Raw genomic sequence first — 25,539 nt, forward strand, 5'->3', positions numbered from 1 at the left:
GGGCAGGCGCCCCGCCCACCGCCGCGTTCTCGGTGACACTCGCCCGATGGACATCACCCGCCTCATCGCCGTGCGCCACGGCGAGACGCTCTGGAACGTCGACACCCGCATCCAGGGCCAGCTCGACATCCCGCTCAACGACGAAGGCCAGTGGCAGGCGCAGCAGGCGGGCCGCGCGCTGGCCGAGGAGCCCGTCGCCGCCATCTACGCCAGCGACCTGGCCCGCGCCTGGCAGACGGCCAGCGCCATCGCCGAGGCCCATCCCGACGCGCCCCCACTCATCGCCGAACCCCGGCTGCGCGAGCGCGGCTTCGGCATCTTCGAGGGTCGCACCTTCGCCGAGATCGAGGCCGAGCTGCCCGAGCAGGCGCTCAAGTGGCGCAAGCGCGTGCCCGACTTCGCCCCCGAGGGCGGCGAAAACCTGCTGGTCTTCCGGGACCGCATCGTGGCCGTCGCCGCCGAACTGGCGGCACGCCATCCCGGCGAACTGGTGGTGCTGGTCGCCCACGGCGGCGTGATGGACGTGCTCTACCGCGCCGCCACCGGCCAGGAGCTTCAGGCGCCTCGCACCTGGGAGCTGCGCAACGCGGCCATCAACCGTCTGCTGTGGACGCCGGAGGGCTTCTCCCTGGTGGGATGGGCCGACACGGGACACCTCAACCGGGATCTGGCGCGCGACGAGACGAGCACCTGAGGCCACCTAGAATCCGCGCTCGCCAGCCTCTGGATGAACCCCATGAACCGCTGCAGCCTCCCACATTTCCTGCTTGCCGCCGCCCTGAGCTGTATGGGCACCGCGGCCCTTCTCTCGCCCCTGCCTGCGCAGGCCCAGACCCAGAACGAAGCGGCCGTCGGCGGCCGCAACTTTCCCGACGGCACATTGCGCGGTCGCCTGCGCATGCTCGACTTTCCGCAGGCCGACCTCGACGGCCGGCTGGAAGTGCTGGCCCCCGGCACCCGCATCCGCAATGCCCAGAACATGGTCGTGACCGGCAGCACGCTGCTGGGCCAGGACCTGGCGGTGAACTACCTGCGCGATCCCGCCGGGCAGGTGCAGCAGATCTGGATCCTCTCGCCCGACGAGGCTGCCACCGACCGCGCGACGGCCAGTGGCAAGCCGCTGCTCAACATCTGGCCCTTCGTCACTCGGGCCGACAACGAAGGCAGCTGAGCGCGCCGCCCCGGCGCCCAGCCCGCGGGGCACGGCCGGCCACCGCTGCGCTACGCCTCTCCATTCGATTCCAGCCTCCGGCGCCCCCCGGCAGCCCCCCCTTTGCACAGAAAGCCCCCACCATGTCCCGCAAAGTCTTCATCAAGACCTTCGGCTGCCAGATGAACGAGTACGACTCGGACAAGATGGCCGATGTCCTCGCCGCCGCCGACGGCTACGAGCCCACCCAGAACGTGGACGAGGCCGACCTGATCCTCTTCAACACCTGTTCCGTGCGCGAGAAGGCGCAGGAAAAGGTCTTCTCCGACCTCGGCCGCGTGCAGCACCTGAAGGCCAAGGGCGTGAAGATCGGCGTCGGCGGCTGCGTCGCCAGCCAGGAGGGCGAGGCCATCATTGCCCGCGCGCCCTACGTGGACGTGGTCTTCGGCCCGCAGACCCTGCACCGTCTGCCCGAGCTGCTGGCCCGCCGCGAAGCCGAGCGCCGGCCGCAGGTGGACATCTCCTTCCCCGAAATCGAGAAATTCGACCACCTGCCGCCCGCGCGCGTCGAGGGCGCCACGGCCTATGTGTCCATCATGGAAGGCTGCTCCAAGTACTGCAGCTACTGCGTGGTGCCCTACACCCGCGGCGAGGAGGTCAACCGCCCGCTCGACGATGTGCTGGTCGAGGTGGCGGGCCTGGCCGACCAGGGCGTGCGCGAGGTCACGCTGCTGGGCCAGAACGTGAACGCCTACCGCGGCAGGATGGGCGACACCGCCGAGATCGCCGACTTCGCCACGCTGATCGAATACATCGCCGAGATTCCTGGCATCGAGCGCATCCGCTACACCACGAGTCACCCCAACGAGTTCACGCCGCGGCTGATCGAGACCTACGCCAAGGTGCCGCAGCTGGTGAGCCACCTGCACCTGCCGGTGCAGCACGGCAGCGACCGCATCCTGATGGCGATGAAGCGCGGCTACACCGCCATGGAATACAAGAGCACGATCCGCAAGCTGCGCGCCATCCGGCCGCAGCTGGCGCTGTCCAGCGACTTCATCGTCGGCTTCCCGGGTGAGACCGAGGACGACTTCGCGAAGATGATGAAGCTGATCGAGGACGTGGGCTTCGACGCCAGCTTCAGCTTCATCTTCAGCCCGCGGCCCGGCACACCCGCCGCCGCGCTGCACGACGACACGCCGCACGAGGTCAAGCTCGCGCGCCTGCAGCACCTGCAGAAGACCATTGACGACAACGTCCGGCGGCTGTCCGATGCGCTGGTCGGTACCACGCAGCGGCTGCTGGTCGAAGGGCCTTCCAAGAAGAACCCGGCCGAACTGATGGGCCGCACCGACTGCTTCCGCGTCGTCAACTTCGAGGCGCCCGCGCGCCTGGTGGGCCAGATGGTGGACGTGACGATCACCCAGGCCCTCTCGCACACCCTGCGCGGCGAGGTGCTGACGCACGAGCATGACGGAGCCGGCGCCAAGCGCGCCGCGCAGGCCGCCTGATGTCGGCCGGCCGGCCACGCGCCCGCGGCTCCTTCCAGCAGTTGATGCTGGCCGCCTTTCTGGTGGTCACGGCGCTGGTGGTGGGCGTCGCGCTGCGCGCCGTCTTCCAGTACGACCAGCTCATCACGCAAAGCCGCGAGGCGGCGCGTCGGGCGCTGCTGCTCTCGGGTGCCGCCCAGTCGCTGGCCGAGCGCAGCGCGGCCATGGAACGCTCAGGCCGCCAGTCGCTGGTGCTCAACGACGCCGTGCTGCGCCGCCGCTTCGCCGACGCGCAGAAGGATGCGCAGAACGTGGTGCAGCGGCTGGTCGACAACGGGCTGCTGCCGCAATCGGCCCAGCAATGGCGCGCCCAGATGGCCACCATCGAGGACCTGATGAACGGCGCGCCCGAGACGGCCCTGGCCCGCGAGGGCTCGATGGCGCTGCAGTTCCGCGAACTGGATGCGCTCAACACCCAGCTCGCCCAGCAGGCGCAGATGCTGATCGAGGCCCAGAACAACGCCCTGGCCGACCGGCTGGAGGCCGCGCGGCGCCGGCTGACGCTGCAGGTGGTGGCGGCCAGCGGGCTGGCCGCGGCCCTGGCGCTGGCCTTCGGCATCTGGCTGGCGCGGCCCTTCAAGCGGCTGGAGCGCGCCATCGTGCGCCTGGGCGAGAACCGGCTGGACGAGCCCATCGACATCCGCGGCCCGGCCGACGTGCGGCGCGTGTCGCAGCAGCTGGACTGGCTGCGCCTGCGGCTGATGGAGCTGGACGCCGACAAGGCGCGCTTCCTGCGCCATGTGTCGCACGAGCTCAAGACGCCGCTGGCGGCGCTGCGCGAAGGCGTGTCGCTGCTGGAGGACGGCGTGACCGGCGAGCTCAACCCGGCCCAGCGCGAGGTGGCGCAGATCCTGCAACAGAACGCCGTGTCGCTCCAAAGCCAGATCGAGGCGCTGCTGCGCTTCAACGCCGCCGCCTTCGAGGCCCGCCAGCTCAAGCGCGAACGCTGCAACCTGGTCAAGCTGGTGCAGGAGCAGATCGACGCCCAGCGGCTGCAGTGGCAGTCGCACGGCCTGACCGTGCGGGTGGAGGGCGAGCCGGTGACAGTGATGGCCGATCCGGCCAAGCTGGGCACGGCGGTGGCCAACCTGCTGTCCAACGCGATCCGCTTCTCGGCCCGAGGCGGCACCATCGCGCTGGCCGTCTCCAGCACCGGCGACACCGCCAGCATCGAGATCAGCGACGCCGGTCCCGGCATCGCGCCGGACGACCGCGACCGGGTGTTCGAGCCCTTCTTCCGCGGCGAGCGCCAGCCGGAGCACACCGTGAAAGGCACAGGCATCGGCCTGTCCATCGTGCAGGAGTACATTGCAGCCCATGGTGGCCGCATTGCGCTGCTGCCCACCGGCCCCGGCGCGCGATTCCGCATCGACCTGCCGCGCGGCTGACCTCTCCCGACCTCACGCCCATGACGACCTTGTCCGTCCGCAGCCCTCTCCTTGCCGTTGCCCTGGTCCTGGCCGGGGTGCTGGCAGGCTGCGCCACCCCAGCGCCCACGCCGAGCGTGCCGGCCCCTGCGCCAGCCACCACGGCCAACCCACCCGTGCCGGCCACCCGGCCGGCCGTCCAGCCGGTGGAAGTGCAACCCGTCGCCCCAGCCACCCAGATGCAGTCGGCTGGCAACGGCATGGCAGCCAGTGGCTACGGCAGTGCCAGCAGCGAAGCGCTGTCCCGCATGCTGGCCTACGCCGACCGGGCCCGCAGCCTGCAGTCTGGCGAGGCGGCCGCGGAGATCGCCCGCATCGGCGACCCCGGCGACTCGGCCCCCCTGCAGATGCAGCTGGCCCTGGCGCTGGCGCAGACCCGCAACCCTGCCGATCTGGCGCGCGCCACGGCCCTGATGCAGCGCGTCGCCGGCAGCACGCAGGCCGAGGCCCAGCCGCTGCAGCCGCTGGCGCGGGTGCTGGCCGCCCGCTACCTGGAGCAGCGCCGCGTCGAGGACGACCGCGACCGGCAGGTGGCGCAGCTCAAGGAAGCGCAGCGGCGCATCGACCACCTCAATGACCGCATCGAGGCGCTGCGCGCCATCGAACGCAGCTTCGGCCGCCCGTCCAACGGCGCGGCGCGCCCCTCGCCCTGAACCGGCCGGCCCGGCCGCACCCACCCGACCCAGGCAAGCCCATGAGCGACACCGCCAAAGCCGCCGCCACCGGCGCCCGCATCCTGGTCGTGGACGACGATGCCGACATGCTGCGGCTGCTGTCGCTGCGCCTGGCTGCGGCGGGCTACCAGGTCACGGCCGTCACCTCGGCCGAGTCGGCGCTCACGCAACTGGAGATCGAGCATCCGCGGCTGGTGCTCAGCGACGTGCGCCTGCCCGGACGCGACGGGCTGCAGCTGTTCGACGAGATCCGCAAGCGCCATCCGACGCTGCCGGTGATCCTGCTCACGGCGCACGGCACCATTCCCGACGCGGTGGAGGCGACATCCCGCGGCGTCTTCACCTACCTCACCAAGCCCTACGACGCCCGCGAGCTGCTCGACAAGATCGGCCAGGCGATGGCCCTGGGCGCCCCCGCCGCCACGCCGGCCGCGGGCGGCGACGAAAGCTGGCGCGCCGAGATCGTCAGCCGCTCCAGCCGCATGGCCGAGGTGCTGGCCGAGGCGCGCATGGTGGCCAAGTCGGACGCCAGCGTGCTGCTGCGTGGCGACTCCGGCACCGGCAAGGAAGTGCTGGCCCGCGCCATCCACAAGGCCAGCGACCGCGCACGCAAGCCCTTCGTGGCCGTCAACTGCGGAGCGATTCCCGAGGCGCTGCTGGAATCCGAGCTGTTCGGCCACGTCAAGGGCGCCTTCACCGACGCCCACGCCAACCACAAGGGGCTGTTCCAGCAGGCCGATGGCGGCACGCTGATGCTGGACGAAATCGGCGACATGCCACCCGCCCTGCAGGTCAAGCTGCTGCGGGTGCTGCAGGAGCGCGCGGTGCGCCCGGTGGGCGCCACGCAGGCGATCGCCGTGGACGTGCGCATCATCTCCGCCACCCATCGCGACCTGGAGGCGGCCATGGCCGCCGCCCAGTTCCGCGAGGACCTGTACTACCGCCTGAACGTGGTCACGCTCACGCTGCCGCCGCTGTCGGCCCGGCGCGAGGACATCCCGCTACTGGCCAACCACTTCCTGCAGAAGCTGGCCGGCAAGTACGGCAAGCGGCTGTCGGGCTTCGCGCCCGAGGCGCTCAAGGCCCTGACCACGGCCCCCTGGCCGGGCAACATCCGCCAGCTCTACAACGTGGTCGAGCAGGTGTGCGCCCTGTCGAGCTCGCCGCTGATCCCGCTGGCACTGGTGCAGCGGGCGCTGCGCGTGCCCACCGTGGAGGTGCAGACCTATGCCGAGGCCAAGCAGCGCTTCGAGCGCGATTACCTGGTCGGGCTGCTCAAGCTGACCGACGGCAACGTGGCCGATGCCGCGCGCCTGGCCGACCGCAACCGCACCGAGTTCTACCGTCTTTTGCAGAAGCACGAACTCACGCCGGGCCACTTCAAGAACGACGGCGTTGCTGGCGCTTCGGAGCCTGTCGCCGACGAGCGACAGGGCTAAGTCGTTGATTTGAAAAGGATTGGCCGCCACCCCTCGGCGAGTTGTCGGGCTGTGGCGACAGATTCGGTGCTATTACGGCCGCGACGGCTGAAAACGCCAAGAATCAATCGAGAAAATCTCCGTAACTCGCTGATTTTCAACAATTAAATCGTGTTGGCATGGGGATTGCCCTATAGCCCGCATGACCCTCCTCACCACCCCCCCTGTCATCCTGCGTCCGCAGCGTGACGCCCTGCGTCGCAAGAACGCGCAGACGGCGCGCGCCAGCTCGGCGCGGAGCCAGGCCCATGCGCCGGCACTCGCCGCCAGCGCCAGCGCGGACTGCGTCTTCAAGCGCCTCCCCGCCATCGGTGAGACCCCCCTTTCGAATTTCCAGCACTGGTAAGGACTCGCCATGAAACCGAACGAGTTTTCGCACCTGAAGGTCCTGACGCCCGAGCAGTTCCAGCCGCGCCGCCCCGCCGCCCGCGAGGAACGCCATCCCAACGCCGTCACTGCGCCCCCGATCAACCGCGGTTCCATGACGCCTCGCCCCTGGCGCGGTTTCTGGAACAGCATCGGCACCGCCCTCCTGCTCAAGATGGGCGCGGGTCGTGCCACCGCGGCCGCCCAGCCTGCCGGTCCGGTCCAGCCCTGGGAGCGCGCCGCCAAGCGCCGCCGCCTGACCTTCACGATGCTGGCCCTGTTCAGCACCGTGCTGGCCTCGGCCCTGTTTGCCCAGGTGCAACCCGACTACGACAACGCCTTCCTGGAATACGGCCAGATCGCGCTGTATGGCCTGCTCTCCGGCTGGGTGGTCACCGGCTTCGTAACCGCGCTGATGGGTTTCTACGTGTCTGTGCGTGGCGACAAGTACGCCCTGTCGGCCAAGCAGGTCGCCGACCATCCGATGAATCCGGAGGCCCGCACCGCGATCATCATGCCGATCTGCAACGAGGACGTGGCCACGGTGTTCGCCGGCCTGCGCGCCACCTGCGAATCGGTGGCCAACACCGGCCATGCGAAGCAGTTTGATGTGTTCGTGCTGTCCGACAGCTACAACCCCGAGATCGCCAAGGCCGAACGTGCCGCGTGGGAAGAACTGCGCGCCGCCCTGGCCCAGTCCTTTGCCGACAGCCCGAACAAGCCGCAGGTCGAGGTGTACTACCGCCTGCGCACCCGCCGCACGCACCGCAAGGCTGGCAACGTGGCCGACTTCTGCCGCCGCTGGGGCAAGGACTACCGCTACATGGTCGTGCTCGATGCCGACAGCGTCATGAGCGGCGACTGCCTGACCAGCATGGTCAAGCTGATGGAAGCCAATCCCACCGCCGGGATCATCCAGACCGCCACGCAGGCCATCGGCCACGTGACGCTGCACGCACGCGCGCAGCAGTTCGCCAGCCGCGTGACGGGCCGCCTGTTCACCCTGGGCATGCAGTTCTGGCAGCTGGGGGAATCGCACTACTGGGGCCACAACGCCATCATCCGCGTCGCGCCCTTCATGGAGCACTGCGCGCTGGCCCCGATCAAGGGCACGGGCGGCATGTCCGGCGGCATCATGAGCCACGACTTCGTCGAGGCCGCCCTGATGCGCCGCGCCGGCTACCACGTCTGGCTGGTGTCCGACCTGGTCGGCAGCTACGAGCAGCAGCCGCCGGATCTGCTGGCCGAACTGCAGCGTGACCGCCGCTGGTGCCAGGGCAACCTGCAAAACGCCCGCCTGATGGCCGAGCCCGGCATCCACCCCGTGCACCGCGCCATGTTCGTGACCGGCACGATGGCTTATGTGTCCGCCCCGATGTGGCTGGCTTTCATGACCCTGGGCACCGCCCTGTGGCTGACCGGCTCGCGTCTGGTCCAGGACTGGGCCGTGCTGCCCATGGAGCTGGCCGGACTGTGGATCTGGACGCTGTGCCTGCTGTTCCTGCCCCGCATCCTAGGCGTGGCCGCGGTGTTCATGCGCGGTGAGCAGAAGAACTTCGGCGGTGCGTTCAGCCTGTTCAAGAGCGCCGCGCTGGAAAGCGTCATGGCCATCGTGCAGGCACCCGTGCGCATGCTGGCCCACTCGCTGTTCGTGATCGTCGCCCTGACCGGCCTCAAGCTGGAGTGGAAGTCGCCCCCGCGGGAAGCGGCCGCCGTGCCGTGGAGCGAGGCCTTTAACCGCCTGGCGCCGATGAGCGGTCTGGTGGCTGTGCTGGCCTGCGGCGTGGCGCTGATCGACGCCAGCGCGCTGGTGTGGCTCATGCCCGTCGGCCTGCCGCTGCTGCTGGCCATTCCCATGGCCGTGCTGACCAGCCGCATCGATGTCGGTGGCGTGATGCGCGAGCGTCACTACCTGCTGATTCCCGAGGAATCCCGGTCGCCCGCCGTGCTGCGCCGCGCGTGGGCCCACGCGGACCGACTGGCCCTGAAGGCCGCCTGAGTCCGGCGCCTCGCCAAAACAAAACGCCCGCGAATTTCGCGGGCGTTTTTCATTTGGGAGATCGGTCGTTTTACCGAGGGATGGATGGGTCGAAGGGCTTGCGCCGAGGATTCGACAGGCTCAGCCCGAACGGCCTCGGGTCAACCGGACCGCATGACCGGGCGACCCGCTCCTCGCGTCAGAACGGCAGCTTGGGCCCACCCGGCCCGCCCATTCCCGGCAGCCCGGGCATGCCCTTCATGCCGCCCAGGCGCTTCATCATCTTCATGAGGCCGCCGCCCTTCATCTTCTTCATCATGCCCTGCATCTGCTCGAACTCGTTGAGCAGGCGGTTGACCTCCTGGACCTGCACGCCGGCGCCCGTGGCGATGCGCTTCTTGCGGCTGGCCTTGATGAGCTCGGGCTTGCGGCGCTCGGTGGGCGTCATGCTGTGGATGATGCCTTCCTTGCGGCGAATGTCGCGCTCGGCGCGCGTCAGGTCGGCCTCGCTGGCCTTGGCGGCCAGTTGGGTGGGCAGCTTGTCCATGAAGCTGGAGAGGCCGCCCATCTGCTTCATCTGCTGCAACTGGGCCAGGAAGTCTTCCAGGTCGAAGTGGCCGCTCTTGACCTTGGTGGCGAGCTTCTTGGCCGCCTCCATGTCGACACCGGCCGAGACCTGCTCGACCAGCGCCACGATGTCGCCCATGCCCAGGATGCGCCCGGCATGGCGCTCGGCGTCGAAGACCTCCAGCCCGTCGATCTTCTCGCTGGTACCAGCGAACTTGATCGGCACACCCGTGATCTGCCGCACCGACAGCGCCGCACCGCCACGCGAATCGCCGTCCATCTTGGTCAGAATGATGCCGGTCAGCGGCAGCGCGTCCTTGAAGGCCTTGGCGGTGTTGGCCGCGTCCTGGCCCTGCATGGCGTCGACGACGAACAGGGTCTCGACCGGATTCAAGGCGCCGTGCAGCGTCTTGATTTCCTCCATCAGCACTTCGTCGATGGCCAGGCGGCCGGCGGTGTCGACCAGCAGCACGTCGAAGTAGTGCCGCTTGGCGTAGTCGAGCGCGGCGCGGGCGATGTCCAGCGGCTTCTGGTCGGGCGTGCTGGGGAACCACTCGGCGCCCGCCTGCTTGGTCACCGTCTTGAGCTGCTCGATGGCCGCGGGGCGGTAAACGTCGCCCGAGACGGTCAGCACCTTCTTCTTGCGCTTCTCGATCAGGTGCTTGGCCAGCTTGGCGGTGGTGGTGGTCTTGCCGGCGCCCTGCAGGCCGGCCATGAGCACCACGGCCGGCGGCTGGGCGTTGAGGTTGATGTCCGAGACGCCCTCGCCCATGGTCGCCGCCAGTTCGCGGTTGACGATGCCCACCAGCGCCTGGCCGGGCTTGAGGGAACCCATCACCTCCTCGCCCATCGCCTTGTCCTTGACCCGGTTGACGAAGTCGCGCACCACCGGCAACGCGACGTCGGCCTCGAGCAGCGCCATGCGCACCTCGCGCATCATGTCCTGCACGTTGGTTTCGGTGATGCGCGCCTGCCCGCTCATCTGCTTGACGAGGCGGGAGAACTTGTCGGTGAGGGCGGTGGCCATGGATGGGAGGGGAAGAAGGCTGGGGAAGGAAGCGGCGGCGCCGCGGCGGCGGCCGAGTCCGGGGCGGGCACGGCGGGGTGTCCGGCGGGCCCCGTCCGCTGGGGCCCAAAGGCTAAACTCAGCGGATGATTCTAGCGAGCCCCTCCCCACTCAGCGTGGCCCTGGGCATCGCCACGGCCGCGGCCTACGGCGTGGCCGCCGCCTTCTCCCACAAGCTCAACCGCAGCGCCACCCAGGCCGTCGTCGCCATCGCGTGGCTGCTGCACGCGGCAGCGCTGGCCACCGGCCTGCTGCCCGGCACGCCGCGCTTCGGCTTCGCACCGGCGCTGTCGATCACGGCCTGGCTGGTGATGACGGTCTATGCGGTGGAAAGCCGGCTCTTCCCCGGCCTGACGGTGCGCCGCGTGCTGGCGGGACTGGGCGCGCTGGCGGCACTGCTGGCCGCGGCCTTTCCCGGTTCGCCGCTGCACATGAATGCCTCGCCCTGGCTGCCGCTGCATCTGGCACTCGGCATCGCCAGCTACGGGCTCTTCGGCGCGGCCGTGGTGCATGCCTGGCTCATGACGCGGGCCGAGCAGCGCATCCGCCAGGCGGCCGATCCGCATGCGGGCCTGCCGCTGCTGACGCTGGAGCGCCTGACCTTCCGCTTCGTCACGGCCGGTTTCGTGCTGCTGTCGGCCACGCTGCTGGCGGGCCTGTTGTTCAGCGAGACGCTCTACGGGCCCCAGGTGCGCGCCTGGAAGTGGGACCACAAGACGGTGTTCTCGCTGCTGGCCTGGCTGAGCTTCGCCATCCTGCTGGCCGGCCGCAGCCGCTTCGGCTGGCGGGGCCGCACGGCCAAGCGCGTGCTCTATGCGGGGGCCGTGCTGCTGCTGCTGGCCTACGTGGGCTCGCGCTTCGTGCTCGAAGTGGTGCTGCACCGGCCCGTCGCCTGATGAAATTCCTGCTCGTGACCCTCGTGGTGGCCGTGGCCATCTGGATCTGGCGGCGCAACCGCCAGGAAGAACTGGACGCCGCACCGCCGCCCCGGCCCAACGCCCGGCCGGCCGTCCGGGGGCCACAGCAGATGGTGCGCTGCGCCCATTGCGGCCTGCACCTGCCGGCCGCCGACGCCGTGTCCGGCCGCCACGGCACCTATTGCAGCGACCGGCACCGCGACGCCGCGGAGCCATGACACCGGACACGGACTTTCCGTCGTCAAACACGGACTGGTCCGCGCTGGAAACCCGCACCGAGCGCAGCCAGGCCCTGCAGCGGGTGTGGCGTGGCTTCATGACGGCCCGGCCGGCGGTGGGACTGCTGTTGCTGGCGCTGCAGGGCATTGCCTTCGCCCTGGGCCAGTCCACGCACGCGCCGACCCTGGCCATCACGGCCCTCTACGCCGCCTTCACCCTGGCCGACCGGCTGCGTACACCCGCGCGCCTGCCGCTGCGACGGCTGGGCATGACTTGGCTGCTGTGCATCGGCCTCGACGTTGCCGTGTTCGCACTGCTTCAGGCGCTGCAGACCGGCACCACGGTCAACTACACGCCCTTGCTGGCCCTTCCGGTGCTCATGGCGGCCGTGGCCGGGGGCCTGGTGGTCGGGCTGGCCACCACCTCGGCCGCAACGCTGCTGATGCTGGCCGAAGCGCTGCGCTTCCAGCTCACGGCCGGCCCCGACGGGCCGGGCCGGCTGCTCCAGGCCGCACTGACCGGCACGGGCCTGTTCGTGCTGTCGCTGCTGGCCCACCAGCTGGCGCTGCGGCTGGCCCGCGAGGAGGCCCGCGCCAGCCGCAGCCAGGATTCGGCCCAGTTGCAGGCGCAGATCAATGCCCTCGTGATCGAGGCGCTGGCCGAAGGCGTGCTGGTGGTGGACGAGGCCGGCCGCGTGCACACGGCCAACCCGGCCGCCGATGCCCTGCTGGGGGGCGGGCTGGACCGCGGCTCGCTGCCGCGCTCGCTGCTGGCCCATCCGGCGTGGCAGCCGCTGGCCAGCCTGGCGCAGCGCACCTTCGAGGACAGGGCCGACCTCGGCGCCGACCTGCCGATCGCCCAGCCCCAGGCCACGCCGCGCGAGCTGCGGGTGCGCACCCGGCTGACGGCCGTGGACGGTGCCCGCGACCGCGGCTTCTGCGTGATGTTCCTGCAGGACCTGCGACAGCTGGAAGCCCGCATCCGCACCGAGAAGATGGCTGCGATGGGCCGCATGTCGGCGGCCGTCGCGCACGAGATCCGCAATCCGCTGGCCGCCATCACGCAGGCCAGCGCCCTGCTGGAGGAGGATCTGACCGAGCCGGCACAGCAGCGCCTCAATGCCATGGTGCAGCAGAACGCACGCCGGCTCGGCCGCATCGTCGACGAGGTGCTGGACGTCGCGCGCGTGCGCCAGCAGGGCAGCGACCTGGGCCAGGGAACGGCCCTGCCCCTTGCCGCCAGCGTCTACACCATGGTCGACGAGTGGAGCCGCCAGAGCGGCCGCGCGCAGCCGGCCCTGCGCCTGGTGGAAAGTCTGCCGGCGGTGCGCTTCAACGAGGAGCACCTGCGGCGCATCCTGGTCAACCTGCTGGACAACGCCGCCCGCTATGCAGGGCCGGGCGAGGAATCCATCCGCGTCCACACCTTCGCCGCGGGCGACGGCCGGCCCACCCTGGCCGTCTGGAGCGACGGCGCGCCCCTGGAGCAGGGCGTGGAACGCCACCTGTTCGAGCCCTTCTTCTCCTCCGAGAGCCGATCCAGCGGGCTGGGCCTGTTCATCTGCCGCGAGCTGTGCGAGCGCCATGGGGCGACCATCCGCTACGAACGCCTGCGTCCCGCACCCGACGTGCCGGCCGGCAATGCCTTCCTGCTGAGCTTCGCGCCAGCGCAGGCGGGCGCTTTGCCACAATAGCTCGGTGAGCAGTTCTCCCGCATCGCCGCCGGCGCAGATCCTCGTCGTGGACGACGAGCCCGACCTGCGCACCCTCTACGAGCTGACCCTGCTGCGCGAGGGCTACCTGGTCGAAGCGGCCAGCAGCGTGGAGGAGGCGTGGCAGCACCTGCAGGCCAACCGCTTCGATGCCGTGATCACCGACATGCGGCTGCCCGACGGGCTCGGCCTGGAGCTGCTGCAGCGCATCGCCCGCCACCAGCGCAGCGAACGCTGCGTCGTGATGACCGCCTACGGCTCGGCCGAGAACGCCGTCGAGGCGCTCAAGGCCGGCGCCTTCGACTACCTGACCAAGCCGGTGGACCTGAAGCAGTTCCGCAGCGTGGTGGCCTCGGCCGTACAGGAGCGCCCGGGCGGCACGCCGGCACGTCCCGCGTCGCCACGCGAGTCCGCGCCGATCGTGCCGGCCGAAGAAGCGCCGGCCGAGGCAGGCGTCGCGCCCGCGGCCCGCGCCGCGCTGGCGCGCCTGGTGGGCGAGTCGGACGTCATGCGCGCAGTCAAGGCCCGCATCGTGCGTGTGGCACGCGGCATGGCGCCGGTGCTGATTCACGGCGAATCGGGCACGGGCAAGGAATTGGTGGCGCGCGCCCTGCACGGCTGCAGCCAACGGGCGGGAGGCCCCTTCGTCGCCGTCAACTGTGGCGCCATTCCGGAGGCGCTGCTGGAAGCCGAGTTCTTCGGCGCACGCAAGGGCTCCTACACCGGCGCGATGCAGGACCGTGACGGCTACTTCCAGGCGGCGCGCGGGGGCACGCTCTTCCTCGACGAGATCGGCGACCTGCCTCTGGCCATGCAGTCCAAGCTGCTGCGGGCCATCCAGGAACGCTGCGTGCGCCCCATCGGCAGCACGCAGGAGGAGCCGGTGGACGTGCGCATCGTCAGCGCCACACACAAGGACCTGCAGGCCGAGGTGCTGGCGGGCCGCTTCCGGCAGGACCTGTTCTACCGCCTCAACGTGATCGAGGTCCGGCTGCCGCCGCTGCGCGAGCGCCGGGAAGACCTGTCGGCCCTGTGCACCGCCCTGCTGGCGCGCATCGCCGAGGAAAGCGGCCAGCCGGTGCCGAGGATGACGATGCAGGTGCTGCTCAAGCTCGAATCGCATCCGCTGCGCGGCAACGTGCGCGAACTGGAGAACCTGCTGCATCGCGCGGTGGCACTCAGCGAGGGCGACACGCTGCAGCTGGACGTCGAGGCCGCGGACGGCAGCGGTATGCAGGACCTGTCCATGCCGCTCTTTGCCACGCCAGCGCCGGGCGCCGTGACGGCCGTTCCCGTGCCGGAGGCCGCGCCCACCCGATCGCCGGCAGTCGCGGGAGCCCCCCCCGTGCCCACTGATCTGCAGCAGTACCTCGACGACCAGGAACGCGGCATCGTCGAGCGCGCGCTGCGCGAGGCCAACTACAACCGCACCGCGGCTGCCGCGCGCCTGGGCCTGAGCCTGCGCCAGATCCGCTACCGCATCGCGCGCCTGGGCATCGCGGTGCCGCATGGCGACGATGACTGAACCCGGCGCGGGCACCTGGGACAACGGCTGGCTGCGGGCGGCGCGGCGGCTGGACTCCCCCAACTTCGGCCCCCGCCCGGCCGGGGCCTGCATCGATCTTCTGGTGGTGCACTCCATCAGCCTGCCGCCCGGGCGCTACGGCGGCGATGACGTGCAGCAGCTCTTCACCAACCGGCTGGACTGGGACGCGCATCCCTACTTCGCGCAGATCCGGGGCCTGGAGGTCTCGGCGCACTTCTACATCCGTCGCAATGGCGAACTCTGGCAGTTCGTGAGCGTGGACGACCGGGCCTGGCACGCGGGCGTCTCGCAGTGGCGGGGTCGCGCCAACTGCAATGACGATTCGGTCGGCGTGGAACTGGAAGGTCTGGAAGGCGAGCGTTTCGAGGACGCGCAGTACGAGACGCTGGCCCAGCTCGCGCGGGCACTGTCGGCCCGCTATCCGATTGCCCACGTCGCCGGCCACGAACACATCGCCCCCGGCCGCAAATACGACCCGGGGCCGGGCTTCGACTGGGCCCGCTTGGCGCGGCAGCTGGCGGGCACCACCATCGCCTTCCCGGCCGCTCCTTAAATTTTTCAATCGGACCCCGGGGAGCGATGGCGCCAGCGCTCTGGGGCGGGCCGGATGGCCGGGCGTCGCCAAGCCCCTGTTCATGCGGGTTTGCGCGCCAAATCGCCCGCCAAGCCCCATCGTTGCGGCCTCGGCCGCGCAGGCACCTACTGCTGCTTGGCTCCGGCGCGAAATCCTGGGGTTTCACCGGAAGTCAAGCTTGCCCCGGCAGCCCGACCAAACACTACCGGTAGTGCATTGGCTCTCCTCCGGACACCAGATATAGTGCCCCTCCATCGACGCGGCGGCATGGATCCCTGCCCGCCCGCGCCCTGATCGACGAACACCAAGCCCCCTCAAGAGGAACCGCATGCAGACTGCCTTGAACTCCCCTGCCACCTCCGCCCAGCCCCTGCCGACGATGCCCGCCGGCCGCGACGTGACGGGCACGACGGCCCCCGCACTCGCCCACTACCAGATCATCCGCCGCAATGGCGCCGTGGTGCCCTTCGCGCCCGAGAAGATCACCGTGGCGATGATGAAGGCCTTCCTTGCGGTGCACGGGACGCAGGGCGCGGCCTCGGCCAGCGTGCGCGAGACGGTCGAGGGCCTGACGCAGGCCGTGGTCCGCGCGCTGGTGCGCTCGCGCCCGGGCGGCGGCACCTTCCACATCGAGGACGTGCAGGACCAGGTCGAGCTCGGCCTGATGCGCGGCGGCTACCAGGAAGTCGCCCGCGCCTACGTGCTCTACCGCGAGCGCCGTGCGCAAGAGCGCTCCAAGCAAGTCGAGCAGACGGCTGCGGCCGCCGCGCCGCAACTGCATGTGCTGGACGGCGGCGAGCGAGTTCCGCTGGACATGGGCGCCCTGCAATCGCTGCTGCAGTCCGCCTGCGTCGGCCTGGGCGATGGCGTGAAGGCCGAGCCCATCGTGGCCGAGACCATGCGCAACCTGTACGACGGCGTGCCGCTGGACGAGGTCTACAAGGCCTCGATCCTGGCTGCCCGCACGCTGATCGAGAAGGATCCCGACTACACCTACGCCACCGCGCGCCTGCTGCTGCACACCATCGTCAAGGAAGTGCTGGGCCGCGAAGTGGCGCACGCCGAAATGGGCGCCGCCTACGCCGACTACTTCCCGCAGTTCATCAAGAAGGGCGTCGAGAACGAGCTGCTCGACGAGAAGCTGCTGCAGTACGACCTGGCCCGCCTGGGCGCCGCGCTCAAGGCCGACCGTGACCTGAAGTTCGACTACCTCGGCCTGCAGACCCTGTACGACCGCTACTTCCTGCACGTGCGCAAGAGCCGCATCGAGCTGCCGCAGGCCTTCTTCATGCGCGTGGCCATGGGCCTGGCGCTGGGCGAGATCGACCGCGAGGCGCGCGCCATCGAGTTCTACGAGGTGCTGTCCTCGTTCGACTTCATGTCGTCCACGCCCACGCTGTTCAACAGCGGCACGCTGCGCTCGCAGCTCTCGTCCTGCTACCTGACCACCGTGCCCGACGACCTGGACGGCATCTACGAGTCGATCAAGGAAAACGCGCTGCTGTCGAAGTTCGCCGGCGGCCTGGGCAACGACTGGACCCGCGTGCGCGCCCTGGGCTCGCACATCAAGGGCACCAACGGCGAATCGCAGGGCGTCGTGCCCTTCCTCAAGGTGGTCAACGACACGGCCGTGGCCGTCAACCAGGGCGGCAAGCGCAAGGGCGCGGTCTGCACGTACCTGGAGACCTGGCACCTGGACATCGAAGAATTCCTGGAGCTGCGCAAGAACACGGGTGACGACCGCCGCCGCACCCACGACATGAACACGGCCAACTGGATCCCCGACCTGTTCATGCGCCGCGTGATGGAAAAGGGCAACTGGACGCTGTTCTCGCCCTCTTCCGTGCCCGACCTGCACGACCTGTTCGGCGCCGACTTCGAAAAGGCCTACGTCGCCTACGAAGAGAAGGCCGCGCGCGGCGAGATCAAGCCCGCCAAGACGGTGCCCGCCACCGACCTGTGGCGCAAGATGCTCTCGATGCTGTTCGAGACCGGCCATCCCTGGATCACCTTCAAGGACGCCTGCAACGTGCGCTCGCCGCAGCAGCATGCCGGCGTGGTGCACTCGTCCAACCTCTGCACCGAGATCACGCTCAACACCAGCGACACCGAGACCGCCGTCTGCAACCTGGGCTCGGTCAACCTGCTTCAGCACTTGAAGGACGGTGGCGTCGACCACGAGAAGCTCAAGAAGACCATCTCGGTCGCCATGCGCATGCTCGACAACGTCATCGACATCAACTACTACGCCGTCAAGAAGGCGCGCGACTCGAACCTGCGCCACCGCCCGGTGGGCCTGGGCCTGATGGGCTTCCAGGACGCGCTGTACGAGCTGCGCATCCCCTATGCCAGCGAGCAGGCCGTCCAGTTCGCCGACAAGTCGATGGAAGCCATCTGCTACTACGCCTACTGGGCCTCCACCGAACTGGCCGCCGAGCGTGGCCGCTACAGCAGCTTCAAGGGCTCGCTGTGGGACAAGGGCATCCTGCCCATCGATTCGCTCGACCTGCTGGAAAAGGCCCGCGGCGGCTATGTCGAGGTGGACCGCTCGCGCACCCTCGACTGGGACGCGCTGCGCGCCAAGATCAAGCAGGACGGCATGCGCAACTCCAACTGCGTGGCCATCGCACCGACGGCGACCATCTCCAACATCATCGGCGTGGACGCCTCGATCGAGCCCTGCTTCGGCAACCTGTCGGTCAAGTCCAACCTGTCGGGCGAATTCACCGTCATCAACCACTACCTGGTGCGCGACCTCAAGCGCCTGGGCCTGTGGGACGACGTGATGGTCATGGACCTCAAGCACTTCGATGGCTCGCTGCGTCCCATCGACCGCGTGCCGCAGGACGTGAAGGCGCTGTACGCCACGGCCTTCGAGGTCGAGCCGCAGTGGCTGGTCGAAGCCGCCGCCCGTCGCCAGAAGTGGATCGACCAGGCCCAGAGCCTGAACATCTACATGGCCGGCGCCTCGGGCAAGAAGCTGCACGACACCTACACGCTGGCCTGGACGCGCGGCCTCAAGACCACCTACTACCTGCGCACCATCAGCGCCACGCACGCCGAGAAGTCGACCGTGCAATCGAGCCGCCTCAACGCCGTGTCCTCCGGTGGCAGCTCGTCCATGGCCATGCAGCCCGCTGCTGCAGCCAGCGCGCCCAGCGCACTCGAAGCCGCAGCCGCCGCGGCGCAAGCGCAGATGAACGCGGTGCCCGCCACCGACATCAAGTTCTGCGCCATCGACGATCCGGGCTGCGAAGCCTGCCAGTGATCCCAGCGCGCGTCGCGCGTTGCTGCATGCGTTCCTGCGCAAAGCAGGAACGCATGTCTTCATGTCGGGGCATCGGACGACAGACCCGATGCCCAGGCACAACAAAATTCAGCGACGACACAGCCGAAGAACTTTTCAAGCGCATGTCGTTGCTCTGATAATTGAGCATTGGATTTTTCTATGTTGACCTGGGACGACGAAGTCAAGCCCTCCAATTCGGGCGCACTGTCGAATGCATCGGACATGGCCGCAGGCCGGTCGATGGCATCCCCTTCCTCCGCTTCCTTCGCACGGCCCGAACTGGCCACGCACAGCTTCAGCGCACCTGCTGCCGCGCAACCCGCTGTTGCTGCAACGGCCGCGGCCCGCCGTGTGAATGCCGCCGACAAGCGCATCATCAACGGCCAGACCGACGTCAACCAGCTGGTGCCCTTCAAGTACAAGTGGGCCTGGGAAAAGTACCTTGCCACCTGCGCCAATCACTGGATGCCGCAGGAGGTCAACATGAATCGCGACATCGCTCTGTGGAAGGACCCGAATGGTCTGACCGAGGATGAGCGCCGCATCGTCAAGCGCAACCTCGGCTTCTTCGTCACCGCCGATTCGCTGGCCGCCAACAACATCGTGCTGGGCACCTACCGGCACATCACCGCGCCCGAATGCCGCCAGTTCCTGCTGCGCCAGGCCTTCGAGGAAGCGATCCACACCCATGCCTACCAGTACATCGTCGAGTCGCTGGGCCTGGACGAGTCCGAGATCTTCAACGCCTACAACGAAGTCCAGTCGATCCGCGACAAGGACGAGTTCCTGATCCCGTTCATCGACGCGATCATGGACCCCGACTTCAAGACCGGCACGCCCGAGACCGACCAGACGCTGCTGAAGTCGCTGATCGTCTTCGCCTGCCTGATGGAAGGCCTGTTCTTCTACGTCGGCTTCACGCAGATCCTCGCGCTCGGACGCCAGAACAAGATGACCGGTGCCGCCGAGCAGTACCAGTACATCCTGCGCGACGAGTCGATGCACTGCAACTTCGGCATCGACCTGATCAACCAGCTCAAGCTCGAGAACCCGCATCTGTGGACGCCCGAGTTCAAGGCCGAGATCAAGGCCCTGTTCCAGAAGGCGGTCGAGCTCGAATACCGCTATGCCGAAGACACCATGCCCCGCGGCGTGCTCGGCATGAATGCCTCCATGTTCAAGGGCTACCTGCGCTACATCGCCAATCGGCGTGCCACGCAGATCGGCCTGGAAGCGCTCTTCCCGAACGAGGAAAACCCGTTCCCCTGGATGAGCGAAATGATCGACCTGAAGAAAGAGCGCAATTTCTTCGAAACCCGCGTGATCGAATACCAGTCGGGTGGTGCGCTCTCATGGGACTGAGCAGTTCTCTTCCCTGAAGGACGAATGGATCTGAGACCCGCCCCGACCGCCACACGCACCGCAGAGTGCGGCGGTCGGGGCTTTCCCATTCGTGGTGGCGGGGTGTGCCCCGACGCCACGGATCGCTGTCCGCAGGCACACGGGCGGACAGTGCAATTCGAAGGTTGATTTCCAACTTGATCAAGGAGAAAGAAATGGCAACTGCAAAGAAGGCTCCGGCCAAGAAGGTCGCTGCAAAGAAGGCCGCTCCGGCCAAGAAGGTCGCGGCGAAGAAGGCGGCTCCGGCCAAGAAGGCTGCCGCACCGGCAAAGAAGGTCGCCGCCAAGAAGGCTGCACCGGCGAAGAAGGTCGCAGCGAAGAAGGCTGCACCGGCCAAGAAGGCAGCGCCGGCGAAGAAGGTTGCGGCCAAGAAGGCGGCACCGGCCAAGAAGGTCGCGGCGAAGAAGGCTGCGCCCGCCAAGAAGGCCGCAGCGCCGGCGAAGAAGGTTGCAGCCAAGAAGGCAGCAGCACCGGCGAAGAAGGTCGCCGCCAAGAAGGCTGCACCGGCCAAGAAGGTCGCCGCCAAGAAGACGACGGCGGCCAAGACGGCTGCGGCCCCCAAGGCCCCCGCCAAGAAGGCCGCTGCCAAGAAGGCCGCCGCCAAGAAGCCTGCCCCTGCGAAAGCGCCTGCCCCTGCGGCTGCGCCCGCGCCCGCCGCTGCAGCCCCTGCAGCACAGACCACGCTGAGCCCGCAGGCCGCCTGGCCCTTTCCCACGGCCAGCAAGCCCTGAGGCTGAATGAAGCGCCGCGCCAGCGGCCTTCGACGCCCGAACCCGGCGACCGCAAGGCGCCGGGTTTTTTATTGCCGCGTCGCGAGCCCGCTCAGAGGCCCAGCGCGGCGCGGTCGACCTGGTAGTTCTGGGGGCCGCGCTGTGCGATCTTGAGCGCGCCAAGACGATTGCCCAGTTCGGCGCAGCGCACCAGATCCCAGCCCTGCTCCAGACCATACAGCAGGCCGCCGCGCCAGGCGTCGCCACAGCCGGTGGGATCGACCACGGCCTCGGGCGTCACGGGCGCCACGCGCGTCGCCTCGCCCCCCACCCACACATCGCAGCCCTCGGCGCCCAGGGTGACCACCATGCCGCGCGCGCGGCGCGAGATCTCGGCCGTGCTCCAGCCCGTGCGCTCGCTGAGCATGCGGCCTTCATAGTCGTTGACCACGACCCAGTCGGCCTGATCGATGAAGTGGGCCAGGTCCTTGCCGTCGAACATGGGCAGGCCCTGGCCCGGATCGAAGACGAAGGGAACGCCGGCAGCCTTGAACTGCGCGGCATGCTGCAGCATCGCCTCGCGGCCATCGGGCGCGATGATGCCCAGGCGGATGTCCTCGCGTGCCTCGATGCGGTTGAGGTGGGCCTGCTGCATCGCGCCCGGGTGGAAGGCCGTGATCTGGTTGTTGTCGCGGTCGGTCATGATCATGGCCTGCGCGGTGTAGCTGTCGTCCAGCTGCAGGATGAACTCGGTGCCCACGCCCAGTTCCTTCAGGCGCTGCACGTAGTCGGCGCCATCGCTGCCCACGGCCGCCATGGGCAGGGCGCGACCGCCCAGCGCATTCAGGCTGTAGGCGATGTTGCCGGCGCAGCCGCCGAAGTCCCGGCGCAGGCCGGGCACCAGGAAGGACACGTTCAGGATGTGCAGCTGGTCGGGCAGGATCTGCTCGGCGAAGCGGCCCTCGAAGGTCATGATGGTGTCGAATGCGAGCGAGCCGCAGATCACGGAAGCCATGGCGGGATCAATCCTGCAGAAGCGGTGGGAGACAAGGCGAAGCCGCGGGCACGGTATGACCGTCGGCCTCAGGGATAGAAGGCGAGCACGCTGTGGCCCACCACGGAAGGCAGCGGCCGGCCGGCCGCCGCGTGCAACTCGAGCGCCAGCGCGACCTCCTCTTCGGCCCGGCCCGGCAATACGGCAGCACGCGCCATCTCGACCGGCTGGACGACGCGCCGCAGCACCGGGCGTTCGGAGCCGTCGAGCAAGGACAGTTCGATCGCCGGCATGGCCACGGCCACCGGCGCCGCATTGCGCAGCGTGAGGACCAGCCGGTAGCGGCCTTCCGCGCCGTCGCGCATCAACGTGGAGCCATCCACGCGGATGTCGTCGATGCGGCGCGGTGCCTCGATCGTGCAGGCCGTCGCCTGGCACACGGCCGTCAGCAACGGCAGCAGGGCTGGCCGGGACAGCGCCCACTGGTCGCGTTCATGCCGCATCACCTGCGCGCCCAGCACGATCAGCAGGCCCAGTGCGGCCAGCGACCACAGCCAGAAGCGGCGGCGACGCGGCGCCCCGCCTTCTTCTGGCGCGTCCGGCGTGTCCAGAAAGCTGGGGCGCAACGGGGTGAACGGCGGCGCCGCCAGGTCGTCACGGGCAGCCGGCTCATCGGCCATCGGCAGAGCGGACGACGGCGGGGTCGACTCCGCCGTCGGGGACGCTTCGACCAACGGCTGGGGCGCCTGTCCCTGCGCTTCGTCGATGTCGGCGTCTAGGGATGGGCGGTCAAGGCCCGCATCCGGCGCGGGGACGACCGGGGCCGGCGGCAGATCCGACTCCAGCGAGGGCTCGAAGGGGGCCGGGCGCGGCTGTACCGCGGCGCGCCCGGGCCGCAGGAAGGCGGCGAGCGCGGTGGGCTCGGCATTCACCCATGCGCGACCGCGGCGCAGGACGCGGCCGACCTGCGCCGCGTCGGCCGCCGGGCGCCCGGGGATGGCCGAGGGCATGGAGGACGCCGACGGCGCCTGGGCATCCTGCGTCGACGCCGCCCTGTCTTCGGGCTGCGCCAGATCCAGCAGGTCGCGCGCAGGCATCCGGGGCTCGATGCCTTCGGCCGCCGGGGGCGCAGATGTCGCACCACCCGCAGACAGATCGAGCCAGTCGACAGAGGGCCAGGGCTGGGCGGTCGGCGAAGTGTTGGCAGACAGCGAGGGCGACGCTGCGCCGGGCACATCGTCGTCCACCGGCACACTCTCTCCGTCCCGCATCGCAGAGGCCGACTCCGCGTCGCCCAGCCCCGCCGCAGCCCCCGGCTCCGCGACAGGCCATGCGCCCCCGGAGGCGGGCGCCGCCAGCACCACCCAGCGACCGTCAGGCAACTGCTCGCGCAGGTCGGACTGCGCATCGAACACCTCGCCGCAACGGCCACAGCGCACCCATCCGTCGGACAGCCGCAACTGGTCGCGCACCACCTTGAAGGCGGTCGCGCAGGACGGACAGCGGGTGACGAGACTCATGCCGCGCGGCGGCCGGTCATCAGGATCCAGCCGTCTTCGGTGTCGGCGACCTCGAGCGCGATCCAGGGCGCATAAGCCCCCTTCAACTCGTCGGCCTGCCGCGCCAGGATGCCGGCCAGCACCAGGTGGCCGCCCGGTCGCACGTGGGCGCAGAGCAGCGGCGCCAGCACCTTGAGGGGTGTGGCCAGGATGTTGGCAAGCACGGTGTCGTAGTCGCCCTGGGCCCGCTCGGGCAGGCCGGGCGAGAGCTCGACGGCATTGGCATCGGCATTGAGGCGGGTCGATTCCACGGCCGCCTCGTCGATGTCGACGGCATCGATATCGGTGGCGCCGAACTTCGCGGCGCCGATGGCCAGGATGCCCGAGCCGCAACCGTAGTCGAGCACGCGCGAACCCAGCATGTCGGCCGGCTGGGTCGCAATCCAGCGAAGGCACATGCGCGTGGTCGGATGCGTGCCTGTGCCGAACGCCAGGCCCGGATCGAGGCGGATCACCTGCACGGCCTGCGCGGGCGGCTCATGCCAGGTCGGGACGATCCAGAAGCTCCCGGTGATCTCCACCGGCGCAAACTGCGACTGGGTCAGCCGCACCCAGTCCTGCTCGGGCACTTCGGCGATGCCCGCCAGGCTGCAGCCTTCGAAGAAGTCCTGCGCCTGAAGCAGCGCGGCGGCCTCGTCGGCCTTGGCGCGGGTGTCGAAGAGGGCCACCACGCGCGAGCGCTGCCAGCCTTCGCGCGGCGGCGGCATGCCGGGCTCGCCGAACAGGGCCTGCTCTGCCTCGGTGTGGGCATCGGCGTCTTCCACCGAGACGGAGAGGGCATCGAGCGCATCGAGCGCATCGCCCACCACCTCGACCCGGTCTTCGGGCGCCAAGAGCCGCAGTTCGAACATGAATCGCCTTTCCTCAACGGGCCGCGCGCCCATGACGCGCGGCCCCATAACGAACGCGCCGCGGACCGGAAGGCCGGGCCGCGGCGCAAGTCTTCACAAAGTATCGCCGGTGCGGGTCGCCCCGCCCAGGTCCGCGCGCCGACTAGCGCTTGTGGGCGGCCATCCACTCTTCCAGATAGTGGATGTTGGTGCCGCCGGCCATGAACTTGGCGTCCACCATCAGCTCGCGGTGCAGCGGGATGTTGGTCAGGATGCCCTCGACCACCGTCTCGTTGAGCGCCGTGCGCATGCGGGCCATGGCCTGCTCGCGCGTGTCGCCGTAGACGATCAGCTTGCCGATCATCGAGTCGTAGTTGGGCGGCACGAAGTAGTTCGTGTAGACGTGCGAATCGACGCGCACGCCGGGACCGCCCGGCGGATGCCACATGGTGATGCGGCCCGGCGACGGCGTGAACTTGTACGGATCTTCGGCGTTGATCCGGCACTCGATGGCATGGCCCTTGAGCTGGATCTGGCGCTGGGTGAAGGGCAGCTTCTCGCCGGCGGCGACCATGATCTGCGTCTTCACGATATCGATGCCGGTCACCAGCTCCGTCACCGGATGCTCCACCTGCACGCGGGTGTTCATCTCGATGAAATAGAACTCGCCGTTCTCGTACAGGAACTCGAAGGTGCCGGCGCCGCGGTAGCCGATCTTCTTGCAGGCAGCGGCGCAGCGCTCGCCGATCTTCTCGATCAGCTTGCGTGGGATGCCGGGCGCGGGCGACTCCTCGATCACCTTCTGGTGGCGGCGCTGCATGGAGCAGTCGCGCTCGCCCAGGTAGACGGCGTTCTTGTGCTTGTCCGCGAGGATCTGGATCTCGATGTGCCGCGGGTTCTGGAGGAACTTCTCCATGTAAACCGCCGGATTGTTGAAGGCCGCGGCCGCCTCGGCCTTGGTCATCTGGATCGCATTGACCAGCGCGGCTTCGGTGTGCACCACGCGCATGCCGCGGCCACCGCCACCGCCCGCGGCCTTGATGATCACCGGATAGCCGATGGCGCGGGCGATGCGCTTGTTGGCCGTCGCATCGTCCGACAGCTCACCATCGGAGCCGGGCACGCAGGGCACGCCGGCCTTGATCATGGCCTGCTTGGCCGACACCTTGTCGCCCATGATGCGGATCGACTCGGGTGTGGGGCCGATGAACTGGAAGCCGCTCTGCTCCACCCGTTCGGCGAAGTTGGCGTTTTCCGAGAGGAAGCCGTAGCCGGGATGGATGGCCTCGGCATCCGTGACCTCGGCGGCCGAGATGATGGCCGGCATGTTGAGGTAGCTCTGCGACGACGGAGCCGGGCCGATGCACACGGCCTCTTCGGCCAGCTTGACGTACTTGGCCTCGCGGTCGGCCTCGGAATACACCATGACCGCCTTGATGCCCAGTTCGCTGCAGGCGCGCTGGATCCTCAGGGCGATCTCGCCGCGGTTCGCGACCAGGATCTTCTTAAACATTGCAGCCTCCGCGGCGCGAT

At 69.1% G+C, this 25,539-nt stretch carries 22 protein-coding genes; 16 read left to right on the forward strand and 6 right to left on the reverse strand.

Going from position 1 to position 25,539, the window contains the following annotated elements:
* Positions 1 to 46: 46 nt before the first annotated feature.
* The 8 genes from ABIC63_RS09380 (at position 47) to mdoH (ending at position 8,644) form a co-directional block, all read left to right on the forward strand.
* On the forward strand, positions 47 to 694 hold the full coding sequence (locus ABIC63_RS09380) for a histidine phosphatase family protein (protein ID WP_294373349.1): 648 nt from the start codon (positions 47 to 49) through the stop codon (positions 692 to 694).
* Positions 695 to 736: 42 nt separating this feature from the next.
* A complete protein-coding gene (locus ABIC63_RS09385) occupies positions 737 to 1,171 on the forward strand; it encodes a hypothetical protein (RefSeq protein ID WP_294373351.1) in 435 nt (144 codons plus the stop codon).
* 122 nt (positions 1,172 to 1,293) lie between these two features.
* A complete protein-coding gene (gene miaB / locus ABIC63_RS09390) occupies positions 1,294 to 2,661 on the forward strand; it encodes a tRNA (N6-isopentenyl adenosine(37)-C2)-methylthiotransferase MiaB (protein ID WP_294373354.1) in 1,368 nt (455 codons plus the stop codon).
* On the forward strand, positions 2,661 to 4,088 hold the full coding sequence (locus ABIC63_RS09395; protein ID WP_294373357.1) for a sensor histidine kinase: 1,428 nt from the start codon (positions 2,661 to 2,663) through the stop codon (positions 4,086 to 4,088). The genes miaB and ABIC63_RS09395 overlap by 1 nt, the downstream gene beginning before the upstream one ends.
* Positions 4,089 to 4,108: 20 nt before the next feature.
* Complete coding sequence (locus ABIC63_RS09400; protein WP_294373361.1) at positions 4,109 to 4,780, forward strand: hypothetical protein; 672 nt, start codon at positions 4,109 to 4,111, stop codon at positions 4,778 to 4,780.
* A 41-nt stretch (positions 4,781 to 4,821) separates the two neighbouring features.
* On the forward strand, positions 4,822 to 6,240 hold the full coding sequence (locus ABIC63_RS09405) for a sigma 54-interacting transcriptional regulator (RefSeq protein WP_295377509.1): 1,419 nt from the start codon (positions 4,822 to 4,824) through the stop codon (positions 6,238 to 6,240).
* Positions 6,241 to 6,421: 181 nt separating this feature from the next.
* Positions 6,422 to 6,625 carry a hypothetical protein gene (locus tag ABIC63_RS09410; RefSeq protein ID WP_354319556.1) on the forward strand — a complete coding sequence of 68 codons (204 nt, stop codon included), beginning with the start codon at positions 6,422 to 6,424 and terminating at the stop codon, positions 6,623 to 6,625.
* A 9-nt stretch (positions 6,626 to 6,634) separates the two neighbouring features.
* Complete coding sequence (mdoH, locus tag ABIC63_RS09415) at positions 6,635 to 8,644, forward strand: glucans biosynthesis glucosyltransferase MdoH (RefSeq protein WP_017757351.1); 2,010 nt, start codon at positions 6,635 to 6,637, stop codon at positions 8,642 to 8,644.
* 178 nt (positions 8,645 to 8,822) lie between these two features.
* Here the strand turns inward: mdoH and ffh are convergent, their stop codons facing one another.
* A complete protein-coding gene (ffh, locus tag ABIC63_RS09420; RefSeq protein ID WP_294373371.1) occupies positions 8,823 to 10,217 on the reverse strand; it encodes a signal recognition particle protein in 1,395 nt (464 codons plus the stop codon).
* Between the two features lie 125 nt (positions 10,218 to 10,342).
* Here ffh and ABIC63_RS09425 point away from each other — a divergent pair, with 125 nt between their 5' ends.
* From ABIC63_RS09425 to ABIC63_RS09450, 6 genes are all read left to right on the forward strand, one after another.
* Entirely contained in the window at positions 10,343 to 11,152 is an 810-nt protein-coding gene (locus tag ABIC63_RS09425; protein ID WP_354319557.1) for a cytochrome C assembly family protein, read from the forward strand.
* The gene (locus tag ABIC63_RS09430; protein WP_354319558.1) at positions 11,152 to 11,391 is read left to right on the forward strand and encodes a PP0621 family protein; all 240 of its coding nucleotides are present in this window, start codon (positions 11,152 to 11,154) and stop codon (positions 11,389 to 11,391) included. Before ABIC63_RS09425 ends, ABIC63_RS09430 begins: the two co-directional genes overlap by 1 nt.
* Positions 11,388 to 13,085 carry a sensor histidine kinase gene (locus ABIC63_RS09435; protein WP_294373379.1) on the forward strand — a complete coding sequence of 566 codons (1,698 nt, stop codon included), beginning with the start codon at positions 11,388 to 11,390 and terminating at the stop codon, positions 13,083 to 13,085. The genes ABIC63_RS09430 and ABIC63_RS09435 overlap by 4 nt, the downstream gene beginning before the upstream one ends.
* 4 nt (positions 13,086 to 13,089) lie before the next feature.
* Positions 13,090 to 14,628 carry a sigma 54-interacting transcriptional regulator gene (locus ABIC63_RS09440; protein ID WP_294373381.1) on the forward strand — a complete coding sequence of 513 codons (1,539 nt, stop codon included), beginning with the start codon at positions 13,090 to 13,092 and terminating at the stop codon, positions 14,626 to 14,628.
* Positions 14,612 to 15,202, forward strand: a complete 591-nt coding sequence (gene ampD / locus ABIC63_RS09445; RefSeq protein WP_502935860.1) for a 1,6-anhydro-N-acetylmuramyl-L-alanine amidase AmpD — start codon at positions 14,612 to 14,614, stop codon at positions 15,200 to 15,202. Before ABIC63_RS09440 ends, ampD begins: the two co-directional genes overlap by 17 nt.
* A gap of 400 nt (positions 15,203 to 15,602) precedes the next feature.
* Entirely contained in the window at positions 15,603 to 18,491 is a 2,889-nt protein-coding gene (locus ABIC63_RS09450) for a ribonucleoside-diphosphate reductase subunit alpha (RefSeq protein ID WP_502935863.1), read from the forward strand.
* A 59-nt stretch (positions 18,492 to 18,550) separates the two neighbouring features.
* Here the strand turns inward: ABIC63_RS09450 and ABIC63_RS09455 are convergent, their stop codons facing one another.
* On the reverse strand, positions 18,551 to 18,736 hold the full coding sequence (locus ABIC63_RS09455; RefSeq protein WP_170159288.1) for a hypothetical protein: 186 nt from the start codon (positions 18,734 to 18,736) through the stop codon (positions 18,551 to 18,553).
* Here ABIC63_RS09455 and ABIC63_RS09460 point away from each other — a divergent pair.
* Positions 18,672 to 19,874 carry a ribonucleotide-diphosphate reductase subunit beta gene (locus ABIC63_RS09460; RefSeq protein ID WP_354319560.1) on the forward strand — a complete coding sequence of 401 codons (1,203 nt, stop codon included), beginning with the start codon at positions 18,672 to 18,674 and terminating at the stop codon, positions 19,872 to 19,874. The two genes, ABIC63_RS09455 and ABIC63_RS09460, sit on opposite strands and share 65 nt — an antisense overlap.
* Before the next feature lie 194 nt (positions 19,875 to 20,068).
* Positions 20,069 to 20,644 carry a histone gene (locus ABIC63_RS09465; protein ID WP_114801318.1) on the forward strand — a complete coding sequence of 192 codons (576 nt, stop codon included), beginning with the start codon at positions 20,069 to 20,071 and terminating at the stop codon, positions 20,642 to 20,644.
* A gap of 91 nt (positions 20,645 to 20,735) precedes the next feature.
* On the opposite strand, the gene ABIC63_RS09470 is transcribed toward ABIC63_RS09465, so the two are convergent.
* The 4 genes from ABIC63_RS09470 to accC form a co-directional block, all read right to left on the reverse strand.
* Positions 20,736 to 21,638 (reverse strand): carbohydrate kinase family protein, encoded by a 903-nt coding sequence (locus ABIC63_RS09470; protein WP_354319561.1) that lies wholly within the window; start codon positions 21,636 to 21,638, stop codon positions 20,736 to 20,738.
* 68 nt (positions 21,639 to 21,706) lie between these two features.
* Positions 21,707 to 23,137, reverse strand: coding sequence for a DUF3426 domain-containing protein (locus ABIC63_RS09475; RefSeq protein WP_354319562.1), 1,431 nt, complete (start codon positions 23,135 to 23,137; stop codon positions 21,707 to 21,709).
* Positions 23,134 to 24,027, reverse strand: coding sequence for a 50S ribosomal protein L11 methyltransferase (gene prmA, locus ABIC63_RS09480; protein ID WP_354319563.1), 894 nt, complete (start codon positions 24,025 to 24,027; stop codon positions 23,134 to 23,136). The genes ABIC63_RS09475 and prmA overlap by 4 nt, the downstream gene beginning before the upstream one ends.
* Before the next feature lie 142 nt (positions 24,028 to 24,169).
* Complete coding sequence (gene accC / locus ABIC63_RS09485; RefSeq protein WP_017759071.1) at positions 24,170 to 25,519, reverse strand: acetyl-CoA carboxylase biotin carboxylase subunit; 1,350 nt, start codon at positions 25,517 to 25,519, stop codon at positions 24,170 to 24,172.
* Positions 25,520 to 25,539: the final 20 nt, after the last annotated feature.

Source organism: Pseudacidovorax sp. 1753 (genome assembly GCF_040544975.1).
GTDB lineage: Bacteria > Pseudomonadota > Gammaproteobacteria > Burkholderiales > Burkholderiaceae_C > Xenophilus.